General features: G+C 45.8%; 17 protein-coding genes. 5 read left to right on the top strand and 12 right to left on the bottom strand.

All coding sequences use genetic code 11. From position 1 onward, the window contains the following. Positions 1-53: 53 nt before the first annotated feature. Complete coding sequence (locus ACM1ND_RS00980) at positions 54-992, bottom strand: YwqG family protein (RefSeq protein WP_418026934.1); 939 nt, start codon at positions 990-992, stop codon at positions 54-56. A 195-nt stretch (positions 993-1,187) separates the two neighbouring features. On the opposite strand from ACM1ND_RS00980, the gene ACM1ND_RS00975 reads away from it, so the two are divergent. Further along, a complete protein-coding gene (locus ACM1ND_RS00975; RefSeq protein ID WP_013308294.1) occupies positions 1,188-1,451 on the top strand; it encodes an AbrB family transcriptional regulator in 264 nt (87 codons plus the stop codon). Further along, the gene (locus ACM1ND_RS00970; protein WP_418026933.1) at positions 1,448-1,852 is read left to right on the top strand and encodes a type II toxin-antitoxin system death-on-curing family toxin; all 405 of its coding nucleotides are present in this window, start codon (positions 1,448-1,450) and stop codon (positions 1,850-1,852) included. Before ACM1ND_RS00975 ends, ACM1ND_RS00970 begins: the two co-directional genes overlap by 4 nt. Before the next feature lie 38 nt (positions 1,853-1,890). Here ACM1ND_RS00970 and ACM1ND_RS00965 read toward each other — a convergent pair whose 3' ends face one another. The 6 genes from ACM1ND_RS00965 to ACM1ND_RS00940 form a co-directional block, all read right to left on the bottom strand. Beyond that, positions 1,891-3,858, bottom strand: coding sequence for a BglG family transcription antiterminator (locus ACM1ND_RS00965; protein WP_418026932.1), 1,968 nt, complete (start codon positions 3,856-3,858; stop codon positions 1,891-1,893). A gap of 46 nt (positions 3,859-3,904) precedes the next feature. Then, positions 3,905-6,580: a mannosylglycerate hydrolase gene (gene mngB / locus ACM1ND_RS00960; RefSeq protein ID WP_418026931.1), complete on the bottom strand. Its 2,676-nt coding sequence runs from the start codon at positions 6,578-6,580 to the stop codon at positions 3,905-3,907. 44 nt (positions 6,581-6,624) lie between these two features. Further along, a complete protein-coding gene (locus ACM1ND_RS00955) occupies positions 6,625-7,740 on the bottom strand; it encodes a PTS fructose transporter subunit IIC (protein ID WP_023986531.1) in 1,116 nt (371 codons plus the stop codon). Positions 7,741-7,839: 99 nt separating this feature from the next. After that, entirely contained in the window at positions 7,840-8,157 is a 318-nt protein-coding gene (locus ACM1ND_RS00950) for a PTS fructose transporter subunit IIB (RefSeq protein ID WP_023986530.1), read from the bottom strand. Next, on the bottom strand, positions 8,157-8,612 hold the full coding sequence (locus ACM1ND_RS00945; protein ID WP_025718799.1) for a PTS sugar transporter subunit IIA: 456 nt from the start codon (positions 8,610-8,612) through the stop codon (positions 8,157-8,159). The genes ACM1ND_RS00950 and ACM1ND_RS00945 overlap by 1 nt, the downstream gene beginning before the upstream one ends. 112 nt (positions 8,613-8,724) lie before the next feature. Next, positions 8,725-9,618: an AraC family transcriptional regulator gene (locus ACM1ND_RS00940; RefSeq protein ID WP_069080993.1), complete on the bottom strand. Its 894-nt coding sequence runs from the start codon at positions 9,616-9,618 to the stop codon at positions 8,725-8,727. Positions 9,619-9,748: 130 nt separating this feature from the next. Here ACM1ND_RS00940 and ACM1ND_RS00935 point away from each other — a divergent pair, with 130 nt between their 5' ends. Further along, positions 9,749-12,007, top strand: a complete 2,259-nt coding sequence (locus ACM1ND_RS00935; protein ID WP_418026930.1) for a beta-L-arabinofuranosidase domain-containing protein — start codon at positions 9,749-9,751, stop codon at positions 12,005-12,007. Between the two features lie 161 nt (positions 12,008-12,168). On the opposite strand, the gene ACM1ND_RS00930 is transcribed toward ACM1ND_RS00935, so the two are convergent. Both ACM1ND_RS00930 and ACM1ND_RS00925 read right to left on the bottom strand, forming a co-directional pair. Next, positions 12,169-13,317 carry an RDD family protein gene (locus tag ACM1ND_RS00930; protein ID WP_418026929.1) on the bottom strand — a complete coding sequence of 383 codons (1,149 nt, stop codon included), beginning with the start codon at positions 13,315-13,317 and terminating at the stop codon, positions 12,169-12,171. Next, complete coding sequence (locus ACM1ND_RS00925) at positions 13,295-14,167, bottom strand: LysR family transcriptional regulator (RefSeq protein ID WP_418026928.1); 873 nt, start codon at positions 14,165-14,167, stop codon at positions 13,295-13,297. The genes ACM1ND_RS00930 and ACM1ND_RS00925 overlap by 23 nt, the downstream gene beginning before the upstream one ends. A 135-nt stretch (positions 14,168-14,302) precedes the next feature. Here ACM1ND_RS00925 and ACM1ND_RS00920 point away from each other — a divergent pair, with 135 nt between their 5' ends. After that, positions 14,303-15,292, top strand: coding sequence for a zinc-binding dehydrogenase (locus ACM1ND_RS00920; protein ID WP_069080990.1), 990 nt, complete (start codon positions 14,303-14,305; stop codon positions 15,290-15,292). Positions 15,293-15,380: 88 nt separating this feature from the next. Here ACM1ND_RS00920 and ACM1ND_RS00915 read toward each other — a convergent pair whose 3' ends face one another. The 3 genes from ACM1ND_RS00915 to ACM1ND_RS00905 form a co-directional block, all read right to left on the bottom strand. Then, the gene (locus ACM1ND_RS00915) at positions 15,381-16,772 is read right to left on the bottom strand and encodes an MATE family efflux transporter (RefSeq protein ID WP_053324395.1); all 1,392 of its coding nucleotides are present in this window, start codon (positions 16,770-16,772) and stop codon (positions 15,381-15,383) included. Between the two features lie 275 nt (positions 16,773-17,047). Next, positions 17,048-18,418, bottom strand: coding sequence for an MFS transporter (locus ACM1ND_RS00910; RefSeq protein WP_076295711.1), 1,371 nt, complete (start codon positions 18,416-18,418; stop codon positions 17,048-17,050). A 27-nt stretch (positions 18,419-18,445) separates the two neighbouring features. Then, a complete protein-coding gene (locus ACM1ND_RS00905) occupies positions 18,446-20,389 on the bottom strand; it encodes a glycoside hydrolase family 127 protein (protein ID WP_071559487.1) in 1,944 nt (647 codons plus the stop codon). Positions 20,390-20,581: 192 nt separating this feature from the next. On the opposite strand from ACM1ND_RS00905, the gene ACM1ND_RS00900 reads away from it, so the two are divergent. Further along, positions 20,582-21,457, top strand: coding sequence for a helix-turn-helix transcriptional regulator (locus ACM1ND_RS00900; protein ID WP_071559488.1), 876 nt, complete (start codon positions 20,582-20,584; stop codon positions 21,455-21,457). Positions 21,458-21,550 lie beyond the last annotated feature (93 nt).

The following is a 21,550-nucleotide window of genomic DNA, read 5'->3' as shown; positions in this document are numbered from 1 at the left end:
CTGCTCTAACCGCCATCATTTGCCCTAAATCAGCATGAGTCTGCCGCACCGGGCTAGCTCGTAGCAAGATTGACATATGTCTTCGAGAAATCAAGGTTCTTCAAGTCTCTTTGATCGATCAAAAATTCCAAATACCCTGCGTCCCACCAGCACATACCAACCTCGTCCAAAGAAGAGACCGAGAGCAGAACATGCCAATTTTCCGAAGCTCGATCGTGCTTCTCTCGATTCGTCTGATATTCTTGCAGCTGAGGCAACACCTCGGATCGTAAATGCTCCGCATAATCCGTACTTCCCCTATGCAGAGCTTGCTCGATTTCCTTATGAATCTGACTCTCACTCTTATGCCAGTTAAACAGAAGACCCTCTAGCCCGTTTCGGCGTAGGTAAGCATCCCGCAGGGTGTTCCCGGCAAAAGATTGATGCTGACCCCACACCGTGTCACTTTGTTCACAAACAAGCTCATACAGCTCTTCATACTGATCTACAAGAACATCTCCTAGTTCACCCTCCGACCGCAGGGTAACAATCGGCTGAAAAGAAATTGCATAAGATGTGAAACCCCTGTTCTCAGCACATACTTCAACCTTCCCGGTCGGTGGCAAGGTTTTCTTCAAAGCGCTGCTGTCACCGTTATAGTAAAAGATTTTATGGTCAATATCATAGGCGGGCTCATCCAGCCCAAGAAAAAAGTAAAGTATGCCCTGATGAGGCAATCCCTCAAATGGTGAAAAAGGTAGCTCGCCCAAATTGATTTGAGCAATAAACGTATAATATTCTCCGTCTGAATCACACGGCCACTCGATCGAGGGCGGCAAATCCGGGTAGCCGGCGATCCGACTATTTCCAATGTGTTCGTAATTTTCCTCATGCTCCACATGGAATTGTATAGCAGCTTGAGCTTCCTGATGAATCTCTTCTTTTAATTCTTCATCCAGTGAATGCCCTTCCAGTATTCGAGTCAGTTCATCCTTTAATGGTGGTTGTAGCATCTCGCTCGCCCCTTTTTCATGAAGTAATAAAATAGCCTGCAACCATTTAAACCCTTACCTCAGATTACCAAATAAAAGCCTGACTATCTATTTTTCTAGCAGATATAAGTTGAATTAAAAAGTATATGTTTATATACCCTGAAACCATGTATAATTGTTATAACAGTTGAATAGTATAATAAGGAGGATAAAGAGATGGGTAAGGTGATTGGAATGGAACGTAAAATTACTAAATTCGGAAATAGCTTAGGGATTACTATGACAGAAGCCATTAAGCAGCTCGGACTGGGCCAAGGAGATACAGTTCAGGTTGAAGTAGATCACAAGAGCGGACAAATCATTATACAAAAATCGAACAAAATAACTCTGCCCTCAGGGTTAAGTGATGATTTTCTTGAAAATCTTTCTCAAGTAATGGATTCATATGACGAAACCCTTAAAGGACTTAAGGATAGATGAGCAGCATTCGTTTCTTAACCATTCAAGAAGTTATAGCTATTAATGTCGCTATGATTGAAAGATACAGCAAAGGCGAACAAATCGGCGTCAAAGATACCAGTCTACTTGAGTCTGCTGTTCTACGTCCTCAATTATCAGCTTTTAGTGAAGATGCGTACCCCACAATATTCAGCAAAGCCGCTGCATTATTCGAATCCCTAGGGCAAAACCATCCTTTTCACAATGCAAACAAGCGAACAGCTTTTACTGCATTACTCATTTTTTTGCGCTACAATGGCTTTCAATTTAAAATGGATCAGAAAGCAGCCGAAGACCTTACTGTAGATATGGTTAATCATAAATTTTCGTTGAATCAGCTGGCTTTATTAATCGAGCTCCACTCTTCCAAACTACATGTGTGAACCTAAAAAAGAGATCACGAATGATCTCTTTTTTAGGTTCAATGGTAATCATTGCTCTTGACTGCAAGCACCTGACGGGCGATTAGCATAAAGGCATCAAAGGAGTGGCAATGCTTTAATCGTTCCAGCGTCTCTTCCTGGCGGATCAGTTCTACAAACAAATCATAAATCCCCATGGCCTGTTCGTAGTCCTCTTTGCAGATTGAAAGCAGGAATACCACATGAACCTCATGGTTGGCATCCCAAGGAATCGGATTTTCCAGCAAGCACACGCTTACGACCGTTCGGTTAGAGCTTAGCTCCAGGGGATGGGGAATGGCCATCCCTCGATCTAGGGCAGTAGAGCCCAACTTCTCTCTTTCTTTGACTGCTGGCAAAAACTTGTCGGTCACCACTCCTTTTTGCTTTAAAATACCACTCATTTCTTCAATTAGTGTATCTTTGCTCGGCTGATCGGATCGGGTCATAAACCATTGCTTGTCAAAATACCGTAGCAGTGAAGTTTCCTGTTCCTCATCGCTGGCCCGTACCATCCGCGTCATTGTCTCCATATCCCGTTCCGAAGGAATCGGGCTAATCACCGCGGACGGTTTATCCTTACGCTGCTGTAAGTGAATGGTCGAAACGACGAGGTCCTCCTCGACGGTGGACATCTCCTCGTATTCCCGAAGTGAAACCACTCGGGATACATCCAGCTCAGCGAACAGCGAACGCAGCCTGGATTCTAGAATCCGGGCGGTTCCGTAGCCGGAGCCGCACACCAGCAACACGGTTTTGCGACGCCGATGAGGGATATTGTATTTGCGTTCCAATGCAGCCCCGATATGAAGTGCCAAATAACCGATTTCGTTATCGTTGATGTCGTACGGAAACGATTTTTGTAGTTCTTTTACCGCACCAACTGTGATTTCATAGGCAAGCGGATAATACTTGCGAATATGTCCAAGCAGTGGATTACGCATGTTCATACCATGCTCCAGCCGGGTCAGCATTGGCTTCAAATGTACAAATAAATCCTTGGACAGCCGTTCATCGTCACGCAAGTCATAGGTAAAGCGTTCGTAGACGAATGCCAACATCCCGCGCACTGCCAAAAAGAGACGGTCAGATTGGAGGCGCTCCCACTCGGTTTCGGCCATCTTTTTGCTGACGACATGCAGCAGAACATAATCGAACTCTCCTTCTGGACAGGTGATGCCAAAGGCCTCTTCCATCTCCCTCAGCATGGCGCTAGCCAATTCAATATCCCGCGGACTGCCCACCACCGCCTCAAAGCGTTCTAAACCATGTCCTTCCTTCACTCGCAGCACCATGACCGCCAAATGAGTGATGAGATCTTTCAGCGCCAAATCAGCCATTTTGGTCCCAACGCTCCGCAAATGCTTTAGAATAATTGTCCGGATCTGCGGTAGATCCAATCCTTGAAACAGCTGTTGTTGTTCCAAGGGCATGTCGCTGCGTTGTCCCTCTTCATCGCGGACGTCAGCATATTCAGCCAGGCAGTAACGAATACTCTTTTCTTCCCCAATCACCTTTACACCATGTCCCGGCTTGGTGCGCAGAGTAAGGCTATAATCCTCCAGAATCCGACGGATGATTTTAGAATCATTATTCATCGTGGCCCGGCTAATATATAGCTCATCGGCGAGATCTTCCATCTTCACGTATTCCCTCGCATTCAGCAGCTTGAACAGCTCATACCGTATGCGCTCTTCTGGAGCCCCCGGTAGCTGCTGACTTACTTCTGTTTCTTCCTGACTTTCATCCGCAAAAAAATGGTATTTCTCACGGTCATCAACCCTAATCGTATAGCCGCTACCCCTCTTGGATTCCAGATATGCTCCATATTCATTCAGCATACTGTCCAGCTTCTTAAGATCATCGCGGATGGTCCGCTCTGTTACCTCCAGCCGCTCAGCGAGCGCTTTGGTGGTCCAAGACCAGCCTTGATCATTTCCACTGACGAGCTGGTACAGCTTTTTCAAGCGTTTGTAGGGAAAAATCATGTAGATATAAGACCTCCTTTCCGATAAACCGTATTTTACTTCCACGTTAGTTCAATTCCGGGGTTACCAGTACCGTTAACAGCTTGCAATGCTGCAATTCCGGCAATTGTGCACCTTTCGTATCGGACGAAACCAATGTTTCTCCCTTCGAACGCTCATCCAGCGAAACCAACTCGTAATGGGCCGATTCGCTGTATGTGATATGTGCAGTCGCATTTTTCTCTAAATAAGGATTAAATACACGGACGATATAACCATCACTATGCTCTGCTTTCTTGAATGCACTCAAGATTACATTGGAATCCTTGCTAAAAGATAACAGGCTATAGTTTTGCTCAAATATTCTTTCTTCGTCTCGGAAGGCAAAAATTAAACGGCCGTTCAGAAAATCAGACAGCTGGTAGCTGGACAATGGTGTTAAATATTCCTTGGCCGCTTGAGCAATGCCCGCCTCATCAAACCCGGACTCGTGGACATGTAGAGCAAACGTAAATGTAAGCTCACCGAGCAGCTGTGCATCTGGCGTTTCTACGATCTTTTCTCCTGAGGCACGACCCGGGCGGTATAGCAGATTCTCCTTGCCCATATAACCAAAAGTGCGGAATAACGTCAGCGCTATTGTATCATGTTCATGCCCAATGACTTCATATTCCCTTACTCCTTCAGTCATCACGGCTACTCCACGGGAGCCATCATTTAACGCAACATAGCTTTGCATAGCTTCAATGGTGATTGGCTTTTCCGTCCACTGCTCCCGTTCCCATACCTTTACTTCCTCCAGCGTAGTTGGACGGGCAATGACTCCGAACGGCTGATCTGCAATAGATAGCTTAGAGGCAATCCCAGTATCAAATAGCACCCGCAGACGGTGACTCAGCACTCGGTTGTCCACATCCACCGAGAAGCGTATCAGCCGTTCACCTTTCCGCAAGGACACCGATGCCTGGAGTGGCAACTCAGCTGAAGTCCCAGCAGCGGAACGCTCATTTAAATCATACGGAACCTTCAGTTTCATCCGAAGGGACAATTCTTCGGATACCGTACTTTTGGATGTTATTGTCTCCACATCAGCACCCAGCGAAGAAACTGTAAGATCACGTTCCGGTGGAGAATAGTTGTAGGAATCTCCGTCATCTCCGTTTTCCTCGAACACCATCTGATCTGAGTACACACGTCCCGAAATTTTATCCGTGATGCTTAATGCCCCGTTCTCCTGTACGGCTATGCTATAGAATTCATTTTCAATATGTTTTCCGTTGCTACGTTCTACTGTTGTATCCCCTGTTGCACTAAAATCAAATATAATTTGTGTGTACCCCATAGCAGGTACTTCCTGAAGCTCCACCAACAGCTTGGCACGGAATACACGCTCAGGCAGGTACACCTTTTTGCTCGGATTCAGATCAATATGCTGACCGAGCACGTAGTCTGTTTGTTCCACTTTCTCGGTAATCGTATACAAAAGCTGCTGACCGTTCGTATCCCGAATGACAAAGCTTCCTTCCGGCAAGTAAGCATCAATTTCTGTCACTCCCTTGCGCGGGTAAGGCAACGTATTAAAGATGGTGAAGGCAAAAGTCTCCTCCTGCTTAATCTTCGACGCGATCAGTCGCTTGTGCAGCTCCAATACATTCTCCGCGATATCCCGCGCCTGTTTATAACGAAAAGCCACATCCCGATTCGTCGTATCACTATTGCATCCACCAATGCTGTCGTGGGCTGCATTTTCAAACAAGAGCTTCCATATATCCTTCACGATATAATGTGGATATTCATGCCCAAGTGCATGGCTGATCGACAGTACAGGCTCCAGCGTGTTCACGATTAAATGTTCAATCTCGTTATTTTGCTGCTTAAGGTCAGCTCGTGTGGAAAAAATCGACTTATGAATACGCATATGCTTGGCTTCCATAAGCTCTCCTTCCAGTACAGGAAGGTCGTTGCTGTCCTTTTCAATCTCTTCAAGGAAACGTTCCGGCTCATTCATCACATATTCCCGTTCCGGGTCCAGCTCGTTGAATGTGCGAATCAATTCTGGCAAGTTCAGGCGGATAGGTGCTTGGTCGAAGCCGTTGGGAAAATAAACATGGCGGGTAGACGCTTTTTCTTCCAGCGCACCGATCTGGCTGTCGAGATACGCCTCAAGTTCTCCCGCTTCCTCTGGAATATTCCCACCATAGTAGTAGCCAAACGGCATCTGTACCGCAAACACCTGACTGCCATCCGACCCCTTCCACAAAAACTCGGTTTTAGGATTCGTATTATCGGCTACCCCGCGCCAGAATAGAAAATGCCGAATACCGAACTCCTGATAAATCTGCGGCATCTGCGCCGACTGGCCGAAGGCATCCGGCACATAACCGACCTTCATGGCATGACCATATTTCTGCGCCGTTTCCATACCGTAATACAGATTACGGACCATCGATTCACCGGAAATCACCAATTGATCCGTCTGCGTATACCACGGCCCGGTCATCAGGCGTTTATCGCTTACCAGACGGCGAATGCGCTCTTCATCCTCCGGGCACCAGCGGGTATAATCGTCAAGCAAGGACCCTTGGGCATCCAAAAGATAGTATTTAAAACCGTCCCCATTCTCCAACGCATCCAATACTTCTTTCACATGCTTCACCAAGTAGACTTTGGATCTGGAAGTGGTAAAATACCATTCTCGATCCCAGTGAGTATGTGGTATGACATGCACTTTCGTACGGCTCATATCTCGTTCTCCCTCCATGCTGTCTATTCTTTATCTAGTGATATTTAGTCAAATACAAGCTCAATGTCTTCTCCATTTTTCTTAACAGAGGCCTCTTTCGTTTCAGCCTGCTGCTGTTCTTCCTCACGGAAATTGACGAGCAAGGTTCCTGCCACAATGATTAATGCGCCTGTAACCCCTCCAGCCAGATATGCAAACGGAGTACCTACGGAGATGGCGCCATACAAACCGCCAATTGGAGGCATGATGACATGTGCGCCCAGCAAAGCCGTCAATGCTGCACCTGCTGCGCAGGCAATCATATTCAATGGAATCAGCTTGGCAGGGTTACGCAGTGTAAACGGGATAGCCCCTTCCGTAATTCCGATAATGCCCATGATCACGGAGCCTTTTCCAGCTTCCCGATATGTTTTGGAAAAGCGATGTTTCAGAATTAGGGTTGCAATTCCATAGCCTAGCGGTGGAATACAGATGGCAATGTTTACGAAAATATTGGGTAAATACACACCCGACAGGAATAACGCATTTCCCGCCATCCAGGCAGCTTTATTGACGGGACCCCCAAGATCGAACCCAATCATGGCTCCCAAAATTAAGGCTAGCGCCAAGGTGCTGGTTCCGCTCTCACTCATATGCTTAATCCAGTTGACCAGTCCTTCATTAATCGCGCTCAACGGCCCACCCAGGATGACGGACATGAGAATCCCGGTTAAGCCTACCGTAATGAGCGGCAAAATAATTAGCGGAACAGAACCTGCGGCCGGACCTGTGATTTTCACTTTGTTTTTCACCCAGAGGGTGACATACCCCGCGAAAAAACCTGCAACAAGAGCGCCCAAGAATCCCGCATTCGTCTCCTGTGCCAGCACGCCGCCAATCAGCCCTGCAGCAAGTGCAGGCTTGTCGGCAATTGAATAGGCGATATACCCAGCCAGAACCATGTTTAGCAGTCCAATTCCGCGCCAGCCTACATTTTCGACTAAGTATAAAATATGAAGAAATCCACTTTTGTCAGCATATGGACCAAAGTCAGTGACACCCATTGTCAGACCGATAATTTTACACACGGCAACAATCAAGGAGCCTGCAATAATAACCGGAAGCAGGTAAGAAATACCTGTCATCAGATGCTTTTTAGCTTCACTCAGCCATTTTTTCATCATGTTCTCCCCCATCATGAATACTACTGTTATTCAAAGGCTCATCGGATATCATTCAGATCATCTACGCTGCTGATTGTCCGTGTTGCCTCCCTAATCTTATTTTTGAGCAGAGATGGCCTCCACCGCTTTGGTAAGAACCGCTTCCGCATTGTTGACCGCATGACCGATTTTAACGCGAACGATTCTTTTATCTTCAAAACGCTCTGCATCCTTCACTGTCTGATCCGAGGCAATCAGTACAAAATCCGCCGCTGCAATGTCTTCCTCCGTAAGTTTGTTCACTTGGCCTAGTGCGCCTTGCTGCTCCACTTTAATATGGTGACCGAGCTGTGCCGCTGCTTTTTCCAGTGCTTTTGCCGCCATTGGAGTATGAGCCAACCCTGCGATACAGGATGTAACGCTTACAATTTTCATTATGACACCAACCCTTCTGTATACTGTTCCAGCAAATGATACACGTCGCCGCTGCTATTGGCACCCGCTACCGCCTCTTTAAAGGAATCCTCTAAGAGCAGGGTTGCGAGCGAGGAAATAATTTGTAAATGGGATACATCCACGGACCCTTTAGGCACCAAAATACTAAAAATATACTGGACAGGCTTGCCATCATGAGAGGCCCAGTCAATGCTATGTTCCAATCGGATCACGAGGACTGCTGGTCTGGTGACCACTTCGCTCTGCGTATGAGGTATGGCAAACTGATCCTGAAGCCCTGTCGAATATACTTTTTCCCTCTCCCACAAATCCTGCACCAGTTGCTCCCTATGGACGGTGACACCCAGCTTTTCAGCCTCTTGGGCAATAAACTCAAACACAGCCGATTTGGTCTCCAGCTTCTCATCCAAATAAATCTGTTCTCTAGTAATCATGGTGGATGTCTCTCCTCCCTTCTATCTATAGGTGAAACGCTTACAAGTTTATTTTAGCCGACTCTTCCTCCATGTTTTATCTATAAAATTTCCCTATCCAAGCGGAAATGCACTAGACATTGTTCATAAATGTTTTGTGATAGGCATTCCGGTATTGGGAAGGAGTCATATGGACTCTCTTTTTGAACAAACGCATAAAATATTTCTCATCGGTATATCCTGCCTCTTCGGCAACCTGCTTAATGCTCATATCTGTACGGGAAATCAACTCTTTGGCTTTGTTGATACGAATACTATGAATGAACTCCAGGGGACGCATGCCTGTATTTTGCTTAAACAAACGAGAGATATAATCCTTGTTGTAATTGAATTTTCGAGCTAAATCCGTCACGGTCAGCGGCTCTTCAGCATGAATTCGGGTCCACTCGATAATTTTGTTAAAACTCACATTCCCCTGTGAACTGACAGGATTGGAAAGCAAGCGGCTAAGTGCCAGTTCCGATATTTCGATCAGCAGCGAGGTGAACAAATAATTTGCACTGTGATACGTAAGGTAATGTGAGTTGGCTACATGCAAAATCTGATTGACGATAATATGAATCCGATCTCCGTTGTCTGCCTGTACACATTGCGGTAAATAGATATCACGCATCACACCGTGACGCTGCAAAAGCCCATCCATAGCACTTGTTTCCTGCTTCATTTCTTCATTAGATAATACATTCGGGGTCGTGGGAACATCGAAATGAAACCAATAAAATTTCACGCCTGGCAATGACTCCCGATATCCTTTATGCGTACGACCGGGGTAAAGCAATAGAATATCTCCCTCGCCTACTTCAAAATCTTCCCGTTCCTCCCGTATATATACCGTCTCTTGGACACCCAGGATCAGTTCAAAATTCTCAATGGAACGACTCATATGCTTCCAAGGTACCTCGTTAACAAACTCGCCTGCCGAGATCAGTTGAATCGGAGCATCTACATTTACTTTTAGATAGGTCATGTTATCGCCTCTTTAGGTTCATGTTCGGATTTGTCCACCCATTGTATGGTTAAGCTACTGACATACCGCGATTCCAATGCTAATGTAGTGGAGAAATATACACTTTCATCTTAGCTAAGGAGCGATGATTTTGAAAGCTAAAGCTTTTGACTTGCATAAAGTAAGAATTGATTCCGGCCCACTTTTACATGCGATGGAACTGAATACGGCCTATCTGCTGAGTTTGGAACCCGACCGTTTATTATCACGCTTTCGTGAATATGCGGGACTGGAGCCCAAAGCGGCTCACTATGAAGGCTGGGAAGCGCGTGGCATCAGCGGACATACACTCGGTCACTACCTGTCCGGCTGTGCACTGATGTTTGCCTCCACAGGCGACGAAAGACTGTTGGAACGCGTGAACTATGTAGTCGACGAACTGGAAATATGCCAAAACAGTCATGGAAACGGATACATTTCCGGCATTCCACGTGGGAAAGAGATTTTTGAGGAAGTAAAAGCCGGAGATATCCGCTCCCAGGGCTTCGATCTAAACGGCGGCTGGGTGCCGCTATATACCATGCACAAACTTTTTGCTGGCTTGCGTGATGCACATCTGCTGGCGCATCATCCCAAGGCCCTGTCTATAGAAATCAAACTCGGCAACTGGCTGGAGGATGTACTTCAAGGGCTGGACGATGATCAGGTGCAGCAGGTGCTGCATTGCGAGTTTGGCGGTATGAACGAGGTGCTGACCGATCTGGCGGAACATTCGGGAGAAGAACGCTTTTTGAGCCTTGCGGAACGCTTTTATCACGGAGAGGTGCTCAATGATCTCGCAGATAGCCAAGATACGCTGGCAGGGCGACATGCCAATACGCAAATTCCCAAAATCATTGGCGCTGCACGGCAATTTGAAATGACGGGCAAACCGCAATATGCGGACCTGTCTCGCTTTTTCTGGGATCGGGTTGTTCACAAGCATTCCTACGTGATCGGCGGCAATAGCTATAATGAACATTTTGGTGAACCCGGGAAGCTGAATGACCGCTTGGGCGAAGGTACCTGTGAAACTTGTAACACCTACAATATGCTGAAATTAACAAGACATATGTTCGAGTGGGACGCCTATGCAGCCTATGCCGACTACTATGAACGAGCGATGTTCAATCATATCCTGGCTTCACAGCAGCCTGTAGATGGACGTGTGTGCTATTTTGTATCGCTGGAAATGGGAGGACACAAGTCCTTTAATTCTCAATATGAGGATTTTACATGCTGTGTCGGTTCCGGTATGGAAAGCCACTCCATGTACGGCACTGCGATTTATTTTCACACGCCAGAAACGATCTATGTCAATCAATATGTCCCTTCTACCGTGATATGGAACGAGATGGGCGTACAGCTCAAACAAGATACTCTCTTTCCGCAAAATGGACGGGGAACGCTGCGCGTCATCAGCAAGGAGCCCAAATCCTTCGCGATCAAGCTAAGATGCCCGCATTGGGCGGAGCAAGGGATGATGATTAAAATCAACGGGGAAGAGTACGTCACAGAGGCTTGTCCTACCAGCTACGTTGTAATTGAACGGGAATGGAACAATGGGGATACGATCGAGTACGACATTCCAATGACCGTGAGAGTCGAGGAAATGCCGGATAATCCACGCCGAATTGCTTTTATGTATGGGCCGCTAGTGCTGGCTGGGGACCTTGGTCCTGTTGAGCAGGAATCCAACGAAGAACGTCTGCTTGCGTCTGTTCTGATCGGATCGGCCGACTCATTAACAACGAAGCTGATTGCTGACCGGAACGAGCCCAATACATTCCATACGACCGACTTAGGCTATATCGGAGACTTGAAGCTTCGTCCGTTTTATCAGATGTATGATCGTTCATATACCGTCTATTGGGATCTCTTTTCCCAGGAGGAATGGGCAGCAACAGAAGCAGAATATCGTACCGCGTTAGCGTATCAGCTAGAGCTGGAACGACTTACAGTGGACGTTGTGCAGCCTGCCGAAATGCAGCCTGAACGGGATCATGCCTTTACTGGAGAGCATGTAGGTCTGGGGTCCATCTATAACCGCAAATATCGCGACACCTGGCCTGGGGGCTGGTTCTCTTTTGTCATGAAGGTGCTTTCGGATGAGCCTGTCCAATTGGCCGTCACTTATTTGAAGGACTTGAGCCGTCCTCATAGTGACTTTGACATCACTGCGGATGGTCAGATTTTAGGAGAAGGCAAGCTGGAGTCTGAGGAAATGAATAAATTCGAAACGTTCGCCTATGAGCTTCCTCTATCTGTGACGAACCACAAGAATGAAGTGACGATTCAATTCAAAGCCCACCCACAAGGTAAAGTGGCGAAAGTCGCCGGATTACGAGTGATCAGACATTCTATTGTATGATCAAATTATCTATATAAATCTACTATTCCGCCTACTCCGTTTTAATTGTTGATTTTTTAAAATAAGCCTATAAAACAACAAGCAGACGCTTCTATAAGCTGTCTGCTTGTTCTGCTTACTGCCTTATAACTTCGATTCATCGTTATTGCTCCATGTTCACTTCACAGCATGTTCATTTCACGGAAGCTGTCTCTAATCTTGCGTAGCTCTTGCTGTGCCCTGCTGTATCGGGAAGCGTAGGTCCAGGCAAGCACCTGATGATAATGTGAAGGCGTTTCAATCGTAGTCACGTTATACATGATCGGAGTCCCGTCTATTTCTCCTTTTAGGGTAAACTCAATGGCTGGGTATCCATTCACCACCAAGTCGGAGGCAATCCCCAATTCAGGGTCCGTAATTCCTGACACCAAATGTTCCTCAATGATTCCTTTATATTCTTGAAGAGTCATACTGCTGTCAAAATCGCTTTTCGGTTCAGATAATACAATCAAATATCTTTCGGTCAATTCATTTTTAATGGAAATATCCGCTTCCTCATTAATCATATTATCTCGTGACCAATTCCACGGAGCCGTAACCGCAAACTGGCTATCCTTACTGGTAAATACCTCAGGCTTCACGATTTGAGTAATGAGCGTAGTAATTAAAGATACAGCAAAGACAATCGAAATGATCGTCATCAGGATGATTGCTCCTACAAAAATCCCGGTTTTCTTTCTGCCGGCCTTTCCCAAATCCCTTACCTTAACCACATATGTACTCGCAGCCATATCGCCAATCCGTTGTTTCCGAGGTGTCACCAGCACACATAACCCCGCGGGCAGTCCCAGAAAAAACAGCGGATTCGTATCTACCAGCTGTATGAGGGTGCGGATCAAGGATTTAACCATGCCTGGCGGCCTTCCTTCTCCATTCACGACCTGAATACGAAGTACAAACTTGCCCAGCGTATAGCCCGTAAGTCCTTCCAGTAACAGATAATAGCAGAAGGAGCCAATCAGGAAAAGCATCACTACCAGGCCCATATTTGGGGTTTCCGCTTCAGATACTTTTTTCGCTGTAAAATAAACCAGCCCTCCATACCCGAAGACGATAAGAATGAAGTCGATCATCCAAGCCGCCCATCTTCTGAAAAAAATAGAGGCTCCGTATGTTTCTGATAATACTGCCATCCTATCCGGTTCTCGTCGATGATAGCCGCCATTCGTCGCATATGGTCCCGGAGCGACTGTAGATGGATTGTTCGTTACACCATGTTCCTCCAAATGATACACCTCTGCTGTCAATTTAATCCCGGTTAAGTATAGCATCCTTTTTCATCCAGTGAAGCAAGCCTGACAGTGCACTGGAGTAAACCGAATCCCGCCGATGAACAAACCACACCTCTAATTTGCGATATTTTTTGGGCAAACGATGAGAAACAATACTTCCTGCCTCCTCTGCCTTTGCAATCGACGATTGTGTCAACATGGACACCCCCAGACCAGAGGCTACACCACCCAAAATGACTTCCAATGTTCCGAACTCCATAACCTGATAAGCATCCACACCTTCTTCGCTCAGAAAGCTTTCTGCTCTTGTACGATGCGTGCAGCCTACGTCGAAGAACAGCATAGGCTTGGCAAGCAACTCACCCATGTCCCTTTTCCCTGGTTCCGAGATGAGCACCAACTCCTCCTCAAAAGCTGCAACATACTCTATATGCGGATCATCGACGGGGCCATAGACGAACGCTCCATCTAATTCGTAATTTAATACCTTTTGTACGAGATCATGGGTGCTGCCTGTCATAAGCGATAGATGGACATCAGGATATTGAGCGTGATATTCCGTCAATAAAGAAGTCAGATGCGTAACCGCCGCCGTCTCAATCGACCCCAGTCGCAAAGGTCCCGCAGGCTGGTCTGAATATTGAGTGGACTTTTCAGCCTCGTCCAGCAAGGTCAGTATGGTATCCGCATATTCCAGCAGATTCTCTCCTGCTGGCGTTAGCGCCATTCCCCGGTTAGATCGGCGAAATAGCGGTACGTTCAATTGTGCCTCAAGCTGCTGAATCCGCGAGGTCACATTGGACTGTACATAGTTCAAGGCTTGCGCAGCCTTCGTGATACTGCCCTCGCGAGCGACGGCCCGAAAAATTTTCAAATCACTGCTTTCCATGTATACGTCACCTGCTTGGTATGATCATTTGTGATACTCACGTTCGATTTTGTTCATTTTACCGGATGCTTGCCGCTCTGTACAATTCAATATACATGCAATTGCATCTAAATTCGCACCACGGGAGGTTTTAAAATGAAAGCCATAATACATGCCAGCAAAAATGGCCCTGAGGGTCTGATGTATACAGACGTTACGGACAGACAGCCAGGGCACGATGAGGTGAGAGTAAAACTCAAAGCCGCAGGCTTGAACCATCGGGACCTATTCCTCATGGCAGATCGAGCTGCCAACGATGCTCCACTCATTCTCGGATCGGATGGAGCAGGTGTGATTGAGGCTGTGGGTGCTAGTGTCCCAACCTCGCTGGTAGGCACTGATGTAATTATCAATCCCTGTATCGGATGGGAGAATACGCATCATGTTCCCTTGGTTCCAGCCATTCTGGGCGGACCTTCGGACGGGACATTCGCTGAATCGGTTATCATCCCCGTCCAAAATGCCGTCAGCAAGCCAGCATACCTTTCATGGGAAGAAGCAGGGGTACTGCCTTTGTCTGCTTTGACCGCTTATCGCGCGCTCTTCACAAGAGGCCAGTTACAGCAGGGTGAGCACGTCCTCATTCCCGGTATTGGCGGTGGTGTAGCCACGTATGCCATGCTTATGGCTTTAGCGGCAGGTGCACGGGTCACCGTCACATCACGCAGCGAAGCCAAGAGTCAGGCTGCCCTCGCCCATGGCGCTAATCATGCATTCGACAGCCATAGTGAATGGAAAGAAAGTATGAACGGAGACACTGTGGATCTGGTTCTTGACAGTATCGGTCCTGCTACATTCGATAAATATTTTGATATCCTCAAGCCGAACGGTCGGATCGTTACATTTGGCGCAAGCTCAGGAGATCGAGTAGAGATTCCGCTGCGGTCTATATTTTTCCCTCAAATCAGCATCATCGGCACCTCTATGGGCAGTGGCGAAGAATTCGCAGCTATGCTTCAGTTTATGGAGCGCCATGCACTCCATCCGATTATAGATAGCGTATTTCCTCTACAAGACACACCGCAAGCCTTCCACCGTATGCAGCAGGGAGCGCAGTTAGGCAATATAGGAATCAGGATAGGGTAAGGGGTCTGAACGAAGTATAGGAATAGAAAAAAATCCACTACCGTAAAATGCCTTCATCCAGAAGTCAATTTTATGGTAGTGGACCTATTCAGTCGATCAAACGATGCTGGACCCATTTGTTGCCGCGGAAGCGCCAAAGGAAAACGATCCCTCGCACGCCCCATTCAATATCCATAGCCAACCAGACACCAACAATCCCCAGATTGAACACTATGCCCAAAATATATCCAAGCACCACCCGACATAACCACATGGACAGCATCGAGGTGAGGGACGTAAATTTTGAATCACCTGCTGCCCTTAGTGCAGAGGGTGTAATAAAGGCAATGGACCAGAGCGGAATCTGGGCCAACGTATTAATCAGAATGACAACAAAAATGTCATCTACGATTTCGGCAGGCGGATGAAATAGCCCCACCATCGGCTCAAACAAAGGCATCAGGATTAATCCCATTACAATAAATGAACAAGACGACAGCCAAATAAACGATTTGGTAAACTTCCGGGCATCCGCGACATTTCGACGCCCCATGCATTGACCGACCACAGTTACAATCGTAAGAGCCAAAGCATTTGCAGGGATTTGGAACACATTAGCTAGGGATGAGCAAATGGCATTCGTCGCCAACGCATTTGTCCCCAGGCTCACAATGAAAATTTGGGTTAAAATTTTGCCCCCATTAAAAAACATCTGTTCCGCTGCAAAGGGAAGCCCGATAAACAGAATCTTTTTAAGCATAGCCAGATTAAAATAAAGCATATCTCTAAGCTGAACACGCAAGTCATCATCTACCCTGACCAAATAGATCAGCGCGCATACTGCTCCTGCATATCTGGACACATTGACGGCAATCGTCATGCCCAGCACACCCATATCCAATACATTAATGAATACCACATTAAGAAGCACATACGAGAGGTTCATGATGAGCGAAAGAGCCAGCGATGCCCTCGTCTTCCCAATGCCCCTCAGCGCCCCACACACTGCCTCAACGATTGCAATCCCCACAAAAGACATACAGCTTCCCAGCAGATATACCTTACCGTTAGCTAATACATCAGGCGAGGCCGAACCAAACAGAACACTTAAAATCGGATTGTACAAAACCATCATAAACAAACTGATACATAAGGCCAGCAAGGAAACGGAGGAAATGGTGCCGGAAGCAGCTTTAGAGACCATGAGGTCGTTACCGCTCCCCTTATACTGTGCCACGACAACCGTTCCCCCGGTAGACACTGCAACAAACACATTAATCAGAAAAATATTCAAAGAATCGATCATATTTACAGCACTGACTGCCGCCATCCCCGACGAGCTAATCATTGCCGTGTTTACCAAATTAAGACCCACAATAAAAGCCTGATCAATCAGAAGCGGGATAAACAGCGCAATAATCTGTCGATAATCGATAGACTCTCCTGAAAAATGCTTATTCAGAAAGCCATGTGTTCTCATCCTTACACTCAGTTGACTCATATCATCACATTCTTTTTCTCAAATTGAAAAAAACCCTTCAACAGAAGAGCCTTCATGGCGAAAAAATGTATAAAGTTGCAAGGCTAGATGTGTCTAGTTCTTGATTCTGTACACTTTTCTCTACATAGAAGTATTGCTCCAAAAGAAAATCCTGTCAATGGCTTTACTCACATTTGAATAGAAAAAAACAAAAAAACCTGCTCAGCTCAGCGAACAGGTTTTGGAGCAGCATTATAATGTTTTAATATATCATTAAACCCTTGTTAAAAGAATGTCTATGATCTTCTCGCAATTAAATCTTGTTGAATAGAAGCTTCATTCTTTTCGAATTTTTTATAAAAAAACATAGGAATGATTCCGATCAAGAAGACGATAAATGGCAGCCAGATAAAGCTAAACTGAATGCCGGACAACGCCGTAGGGGTTTGAACTTTCCCAGCGATGTAACCAGTGCTGCCCATGATCCATGCTGGCAATAATCCGCCGATTCCGCTACCTGCTTTAATACAGAATGCGCTTCCAATCGAGGTCAGGAAACCACTTGCCCGAATACCATTTTTCCATTCCCCATAATCGACTGTATCTGACAACATCGCAAACGGCATAGAACATGCAAAGCCTGATCCTAACGCACCAATAATCCAGCCGATAATAATGAGGGTTAAGTCTGTACTGCCCATTAAAATCACGACTTGACCCAGCGCAGCTAATATCAATCCGATAATCATAATCGCATTTTTACTTAATTTTCTGGCGAAAAACGGAATCAGAACCATCGAGATCAACTGCAGGGAGGTCAGTCCATTGATTAAAGGTACTAAGTCCTTACTGTCCAGATTGTACTGCAGATAAAAGATTAGCGTTGCTGAACGAATATTCAAACCAATCCAGTAACACAAGTTGGCAGCTACAACGAGCATCCAGGGCCAGTTTCGTTTGATGGCTGTAAAGCTTTTAGCAATGGGAACGGATTTCGTTTTCACTGCTGCATTTTCTCGCAAATCGGCAAACGCTATGAAAAACATAATAATCGCCATGATTCCAAATAAAACGAGCGTTAAGGAAAATCCTTTTTGATCATTCCCCTGTCCAAAGAAAGCGACCAAAGGTAACGTAAACGTCGTGGCGATGAAGAAACCCACATTCCCCCCGACCATGCGGAAGGAGTTCAAGACTACGCGTTCATTAGAATTGGTGCTCAGATTAGGCAGAATAGACGTAATCGGCGTACTGATTCCGGTATAAAGGATACCTGCTATGATATACGTAATGGCGGCATATGCAATTTTGCCCGACTCACTCCAATTGGGTGTCGTAAACGTAAGGACCATGAACACAGCGAACGGAATAGCTAACCATAGAAAATAGGGTCTGCTCTGGCCGTATTTCGACTTGGTTCGGTCAATCAGGATGCCCCAAATCGGGGCATCAATGGCATCGATAAAACGGGTGATAAATAGTAATGTCCCGGCAATCCCGATAGAAAGTCCGAATACATCTGTATAAAAATACAATAGATAACTGGAAATAACACAGTATAGTAAATTGCCTGCCGTATCCGTTAATGAATAGCTGATTTTACGATGAAAAGGAACGGTACTTGCTGCCTTTTCCGGTGGTTCCGTACTCACAATTCTCGTACTCATGATCTTTCCTCTCCCCATGCGAATGAATTATGATTCATAAACCCATACACGCATTTCCCCTTTTGCCCGATTGCACCAGGCATAGTAAGGAATGGCGGTAATTTGTTGAGGAACAAATTCAGGAGGCTCCGAGCTATATAATGCGTTCGAATTTTTTACCCGGTATCCCTCTATAGTCAACTTTACAATGCCACCCAGCAGGTTTTCGCTAAACTCTTCCGTAATGAGGCTATCCTTCGTCAATCTTAATCCTGCCAAATTCGCTCCATTATCCACTTCTTCCAGACAGAACACGACTGGGCCGCGTTGGAGAGCAATTTGCTGCTGGTTCATGGAGACAAGTGGATTGCTCCGAATGCGCTCAACTGGCATAGCCAAATGCAGAGTTACCACATCTCCGTCCTTCCAAGTACGCTGAATCTCGATATAGCCATTTTCCAGATGGTCTAATGATATAGCTTCTCCATTCACCTTCACCTCTGCCTGCTTGCACCAACCCGGAATCCGTAGTGCCCATTTGAAGGAAGTCGGCTCTGTTACGTGGATCGAAAAGGTTAGATCCGCATCCCATGGATAATGATGAGTTTGTGTAATTTCAACCTCATGACCAGATAAAGTCATGTTCACCTTGCTGGCAATATACAGATGCGTATACAACGTATCATCCGTTTGGGTGTACATATTGTCCTCAACCGATGCAATCATTCGTGCCAAATTGGGCGGACAGCAGGCGCAGAAGAACCATTTTTGCCGTTCTGTTTTTACATGCTCCTGATCTTTTCTGGATTTTTGAAAAGGATTAACCTCCAGCGGATTCACGTAGAAAAACCGTTTTCCGTCCAGGTCCATCCCACTAATCGTTCCGTTGTATAGCGCACGCTCCAAAACATCGGCATATTTCCGGTCTGGCGCTAAGCGCAGCATACGATTGGCCCAAAAGGCCAGCCCTACAGAGGCGCAGGTCTCACAGTACATGCTGTCATTGGGAAGATCGTGATGGCAAGTGAACGCTTCCGCGTTTACAGTAGAACCGATCCCTGCGGTGATGTACATTTTATGATTCGTTACATCATCCCACAGCGTTTCACAGGCTTGTAACAGGGAAGCATCCCCTGTTTTCGCGGCCAAGTCCGCCATCGCAATATACAGATACACCGCTCTCACCGCATGGCCGACTGCCTCTTTTTGTTCCCGCACAGGTTGGTGTGCTTGCTGGTATTCGAAGCCTAAGCCAAAATTAATGTTGTTATCATCATTCCAGGTGGGCTCTGTTTGAATATGTTTTCTCTTTTCTTGTTCCTCTGCAAAGTAAATAGGATGCTGTCCCCGCTGTTCAATAAAATATTGCGCTAATTTGAGATATTGATCCTTTGCAGTTACGTCGTATAATTTGATCAAGGCTAACTCAATTTCTTCATGTCCCGGGTAGCCTTTCCGTTTCCCTTCTTCCGTACCAAAAACCTGCTGAATCAGGTCTACGTATTTCTCCATAATGTGAAGAAACTTCGTTTTGCCCGTCGTTTCATAATAAGCAACAGCCGCTTCTATAAAATGCCCTGCACAATACAGCTCATGATTATCTCTTAAGTTGGTCCAGCGATTATTGGGTTCCTTCAGCAGATAGTACGTATTCAGATACCCATCCTCAGCTTGAGCTCTTCCCAACAATTCAATTACTTCATCAGCCCGCTCTTCAAGCGCAGGATTCGGATGATCCCTTAAGCTAAAGGCAACTGTCTCCAGCCATTTGGCAATGTCACTGTCCTGGAAAACGGTTCCATAATACTCCCCACTGGATTCCCCGGCTGCAATCCTAAAGTTCTCAATCGCATGACTGGGTTCTGTATCTGGTAATTCATCATTTAATGCTTTCCACTGATAAGGAATAACCTCTTCCGCCACAACCTGCTTATACTTTTTCCAAAATAAATCATCAACGATGACATGCTTAACTGGCTTTGCCGTTTTCATTGGATAAACATCCCTTCCTGGAAATAGAACGCTTTCATTTTTGAAAAAATAAGGATAAAGTAATGATAATATCGTACAAGCTAACCTGAGTTCCCCTTGCTACGTCCTTATTTTATCAACCTGAATTTATAAAAAAAATCGCGATCTTTAACTAAAACTTATACGATTTCACACACAAAGGAGCTGGCTTCCATGAGCAAAACAGACTTTCTATCATTCCTTGTCCCTCCGCTGCCTTATTTCATTGAGGGGAATTTTACTACATATCAAAAAGGGGATTGGCACCCGAATAGGTATAATCTGGGTTATTTTGACGTAATAATCATTAAAGAAGGATTGCTGCACATTGGCGAAGAGGACGAAGTGTGGAAGGTAACTGAAAATTACGCTCTCATTCTTGAACCGGATAAACATCATTTTCCCATTGAGGCATGTACAGAACAAACCTCCTTTTACTGGTTCCATTTTCAAACCAATAGCATGTGGTGCGCACAATCCTCGCCCAATCCTATTATACCCAGCACCCCCATTCCCGAGCTGCATTTTCATTCAGAACATACGACCATTCATTTGCCCAAAATTCAAAAAGTGGTGAATCCGCATGAGCTATTTTCGAAATTAGACTATTTACTAGCCTCTACTTTAAAACCTAGAAAGCTGGCACTATGGGAGGCCCAACAGACGTTTGTGAATGTTTTTCAGAGTTTGGAGTATGATCAGAATAATAAAGACAGCTCCTCTAAGTTGGCGGAACAGATCGAAATATACCTAAAACAGAATTACAAAAATACAATCACCAATAAGGATTTGGAGACCCATTTTCACGTACATCAGAACTATCTCGCCAGATGCATGAAGGTCGCCTTCCAGTGCACACCACTTGAGTATTTAATGGATTATCGACTGGATCAAGGGCGTAGTCTTTTGCTGCAAACCGACTGGTCCGTCCAACAAATTACCGAGGAAACAGGATTCTCCCAAGCAAGCTATTTCTCCAAATGCTTTAAAGAAAAGTTCGGAATGTCTCCAAAGAATTACAGACAACAATACTGGAAGCCAGTCCATTGAATGCTTACACCGCCTTTACATTCCTTTTACATTTTCATTGTATCCTTTTGATATTCTCGCTTTATACTGAGTCGGTTATATCATTTTCACTTC

Origin of the sequence: Paenibacillus sp. JJ1722 (assembly GCF_048282685.1) — a bacterium.
GTDB classification, from domain to species: Bacteria; Bacillota; Bacilli; order Paenibacillales; family Paenibacillaceae; genus Paenibacillus; species Paenibacillus polymyxa_B.
The sequence above is the reverse complement of the archived record's forward strand: the minus strand, read 5'-3'. Positions and strand labels throughout refer to the sequence as shown.

Excerpts from the sequence above, each read along its gene's own strand:
- ACM1ND_RS00980 (WP_418026934.1), bottom strand. The coding sequence starts at position 992 with ATGCTACAACCACCATTAAAGGATGAACTGACTCGAATACTGGAAGGG.
- ACM1ND_RS00975 (WP_013308294.1), top strand. The coding sequence starts at position 1,188 with ATGGGTAAGGTGATTGGAATGGAACGTAAAATTACTAAATTCGGAAAT.
- ACM1ND_RS00970 (WP_418026933.1), top strand. The coding sequence starts at position 1,448 with ATGAGCAGCATTCGTTTCTTAACCATTCAAGAAGTTATAGCTATTAAT.
- ACM1ND_RS00965 (WP_418026932.1), bottom strand. The coding sequence starts at position 3,858 with ATGATTTTTCCCTACAAACGCTTGAAAAAGCTGTACCAGCTCGTCAGT.
- mngB (WP_418026931.1), bottom strand. The coding sequence starts at position 6,580 with ATGAGCCGTACGAAAGTGCATGTCATACCACATACTCACTGGGATCGA.
- ACM1ND_RS00955 (WP_023986531.1), bottom strand. The coding sequence starts at position 7,740 with ATGAAAAAATGGCTGAGTGAAGCTAAAAAGCATCTGATGACAGGTATT.
- ACM1ND_RS00950 (WP_023986530.1), bottom strand. The coding sequence starts at position 8,157 with ATGAAAATTGTAAGCGTTACATCCTGTATCGCAGGGTTGGCTCATACT.
- ACM1ND_RS00945 (WP_025718799.1), bottom strand. The coding sequence starts at position 8,612 with ATGATTACTAGAGAACAGATTTATTTGGATGAGAAGCTGGAGACCAAA.
- ACM1ND_RS00940 (WP_069080993.1), bottom strand. The coding sequence starts at position 9,618 with ATGACCTATCTAAAAGTAAATGTAGATGCTCCGATTCAACTGATCTCG.
- ACM1ND_RS00930 (WP_418026929.1), bottom strand. The coding sequence starts at position 13,317 with ATGCTATACTTAACCGGGATTAAATTGACAGCAGAGGTGTATCATTTG.
- ACM1ND_RS00925 (WP_418026928.1), bottom strand. The coding sequence starts at position 14,167 with ATGGAAAGCAGTGATTTGAAAATTTTTCGGGCCGTCGCTCGCGAGGGC.
- ACM1ND_RS00920 (WP_069080990.1), top strand. The coding sequence starts at position 14,303 with ATGAAAGCCATAATACATGCCAGCAAAAATGGCCCTGAGGGTCTGATG.
- ACM1ND_RS00915 (WP_053324395.1), bottom strand. The coding sequence starts at position 16,772 with ATGAGTCAACTGAGTGTAAGGATGAGAACACATGGCTTTCTGAATAAG.
- ACM1ND_RS00910 (WP_076295711.1), bottom strand. The coding sequence starts at position 18,418 with ATGAGTACGAGAATTGTGAGTACGGAACCACCGGAAAAGGCAGCAAGT.
- ACM1ND_RS00905 (WP_071559487.1), bottom strand. The coding sequence starts at position 20,389 with ATGAAAACGGCAAAGCCAGTTAAGCATGTCATCGTTGATGATTTATTT.
- ACM1ND_RS00900 (WP_071559488.1), top strand. The coding sequence starts at position 20,582 with ATGAGCAAAACAGACTTTCTATCATTCCTTGTCCCTCCGCTGCCTTAT.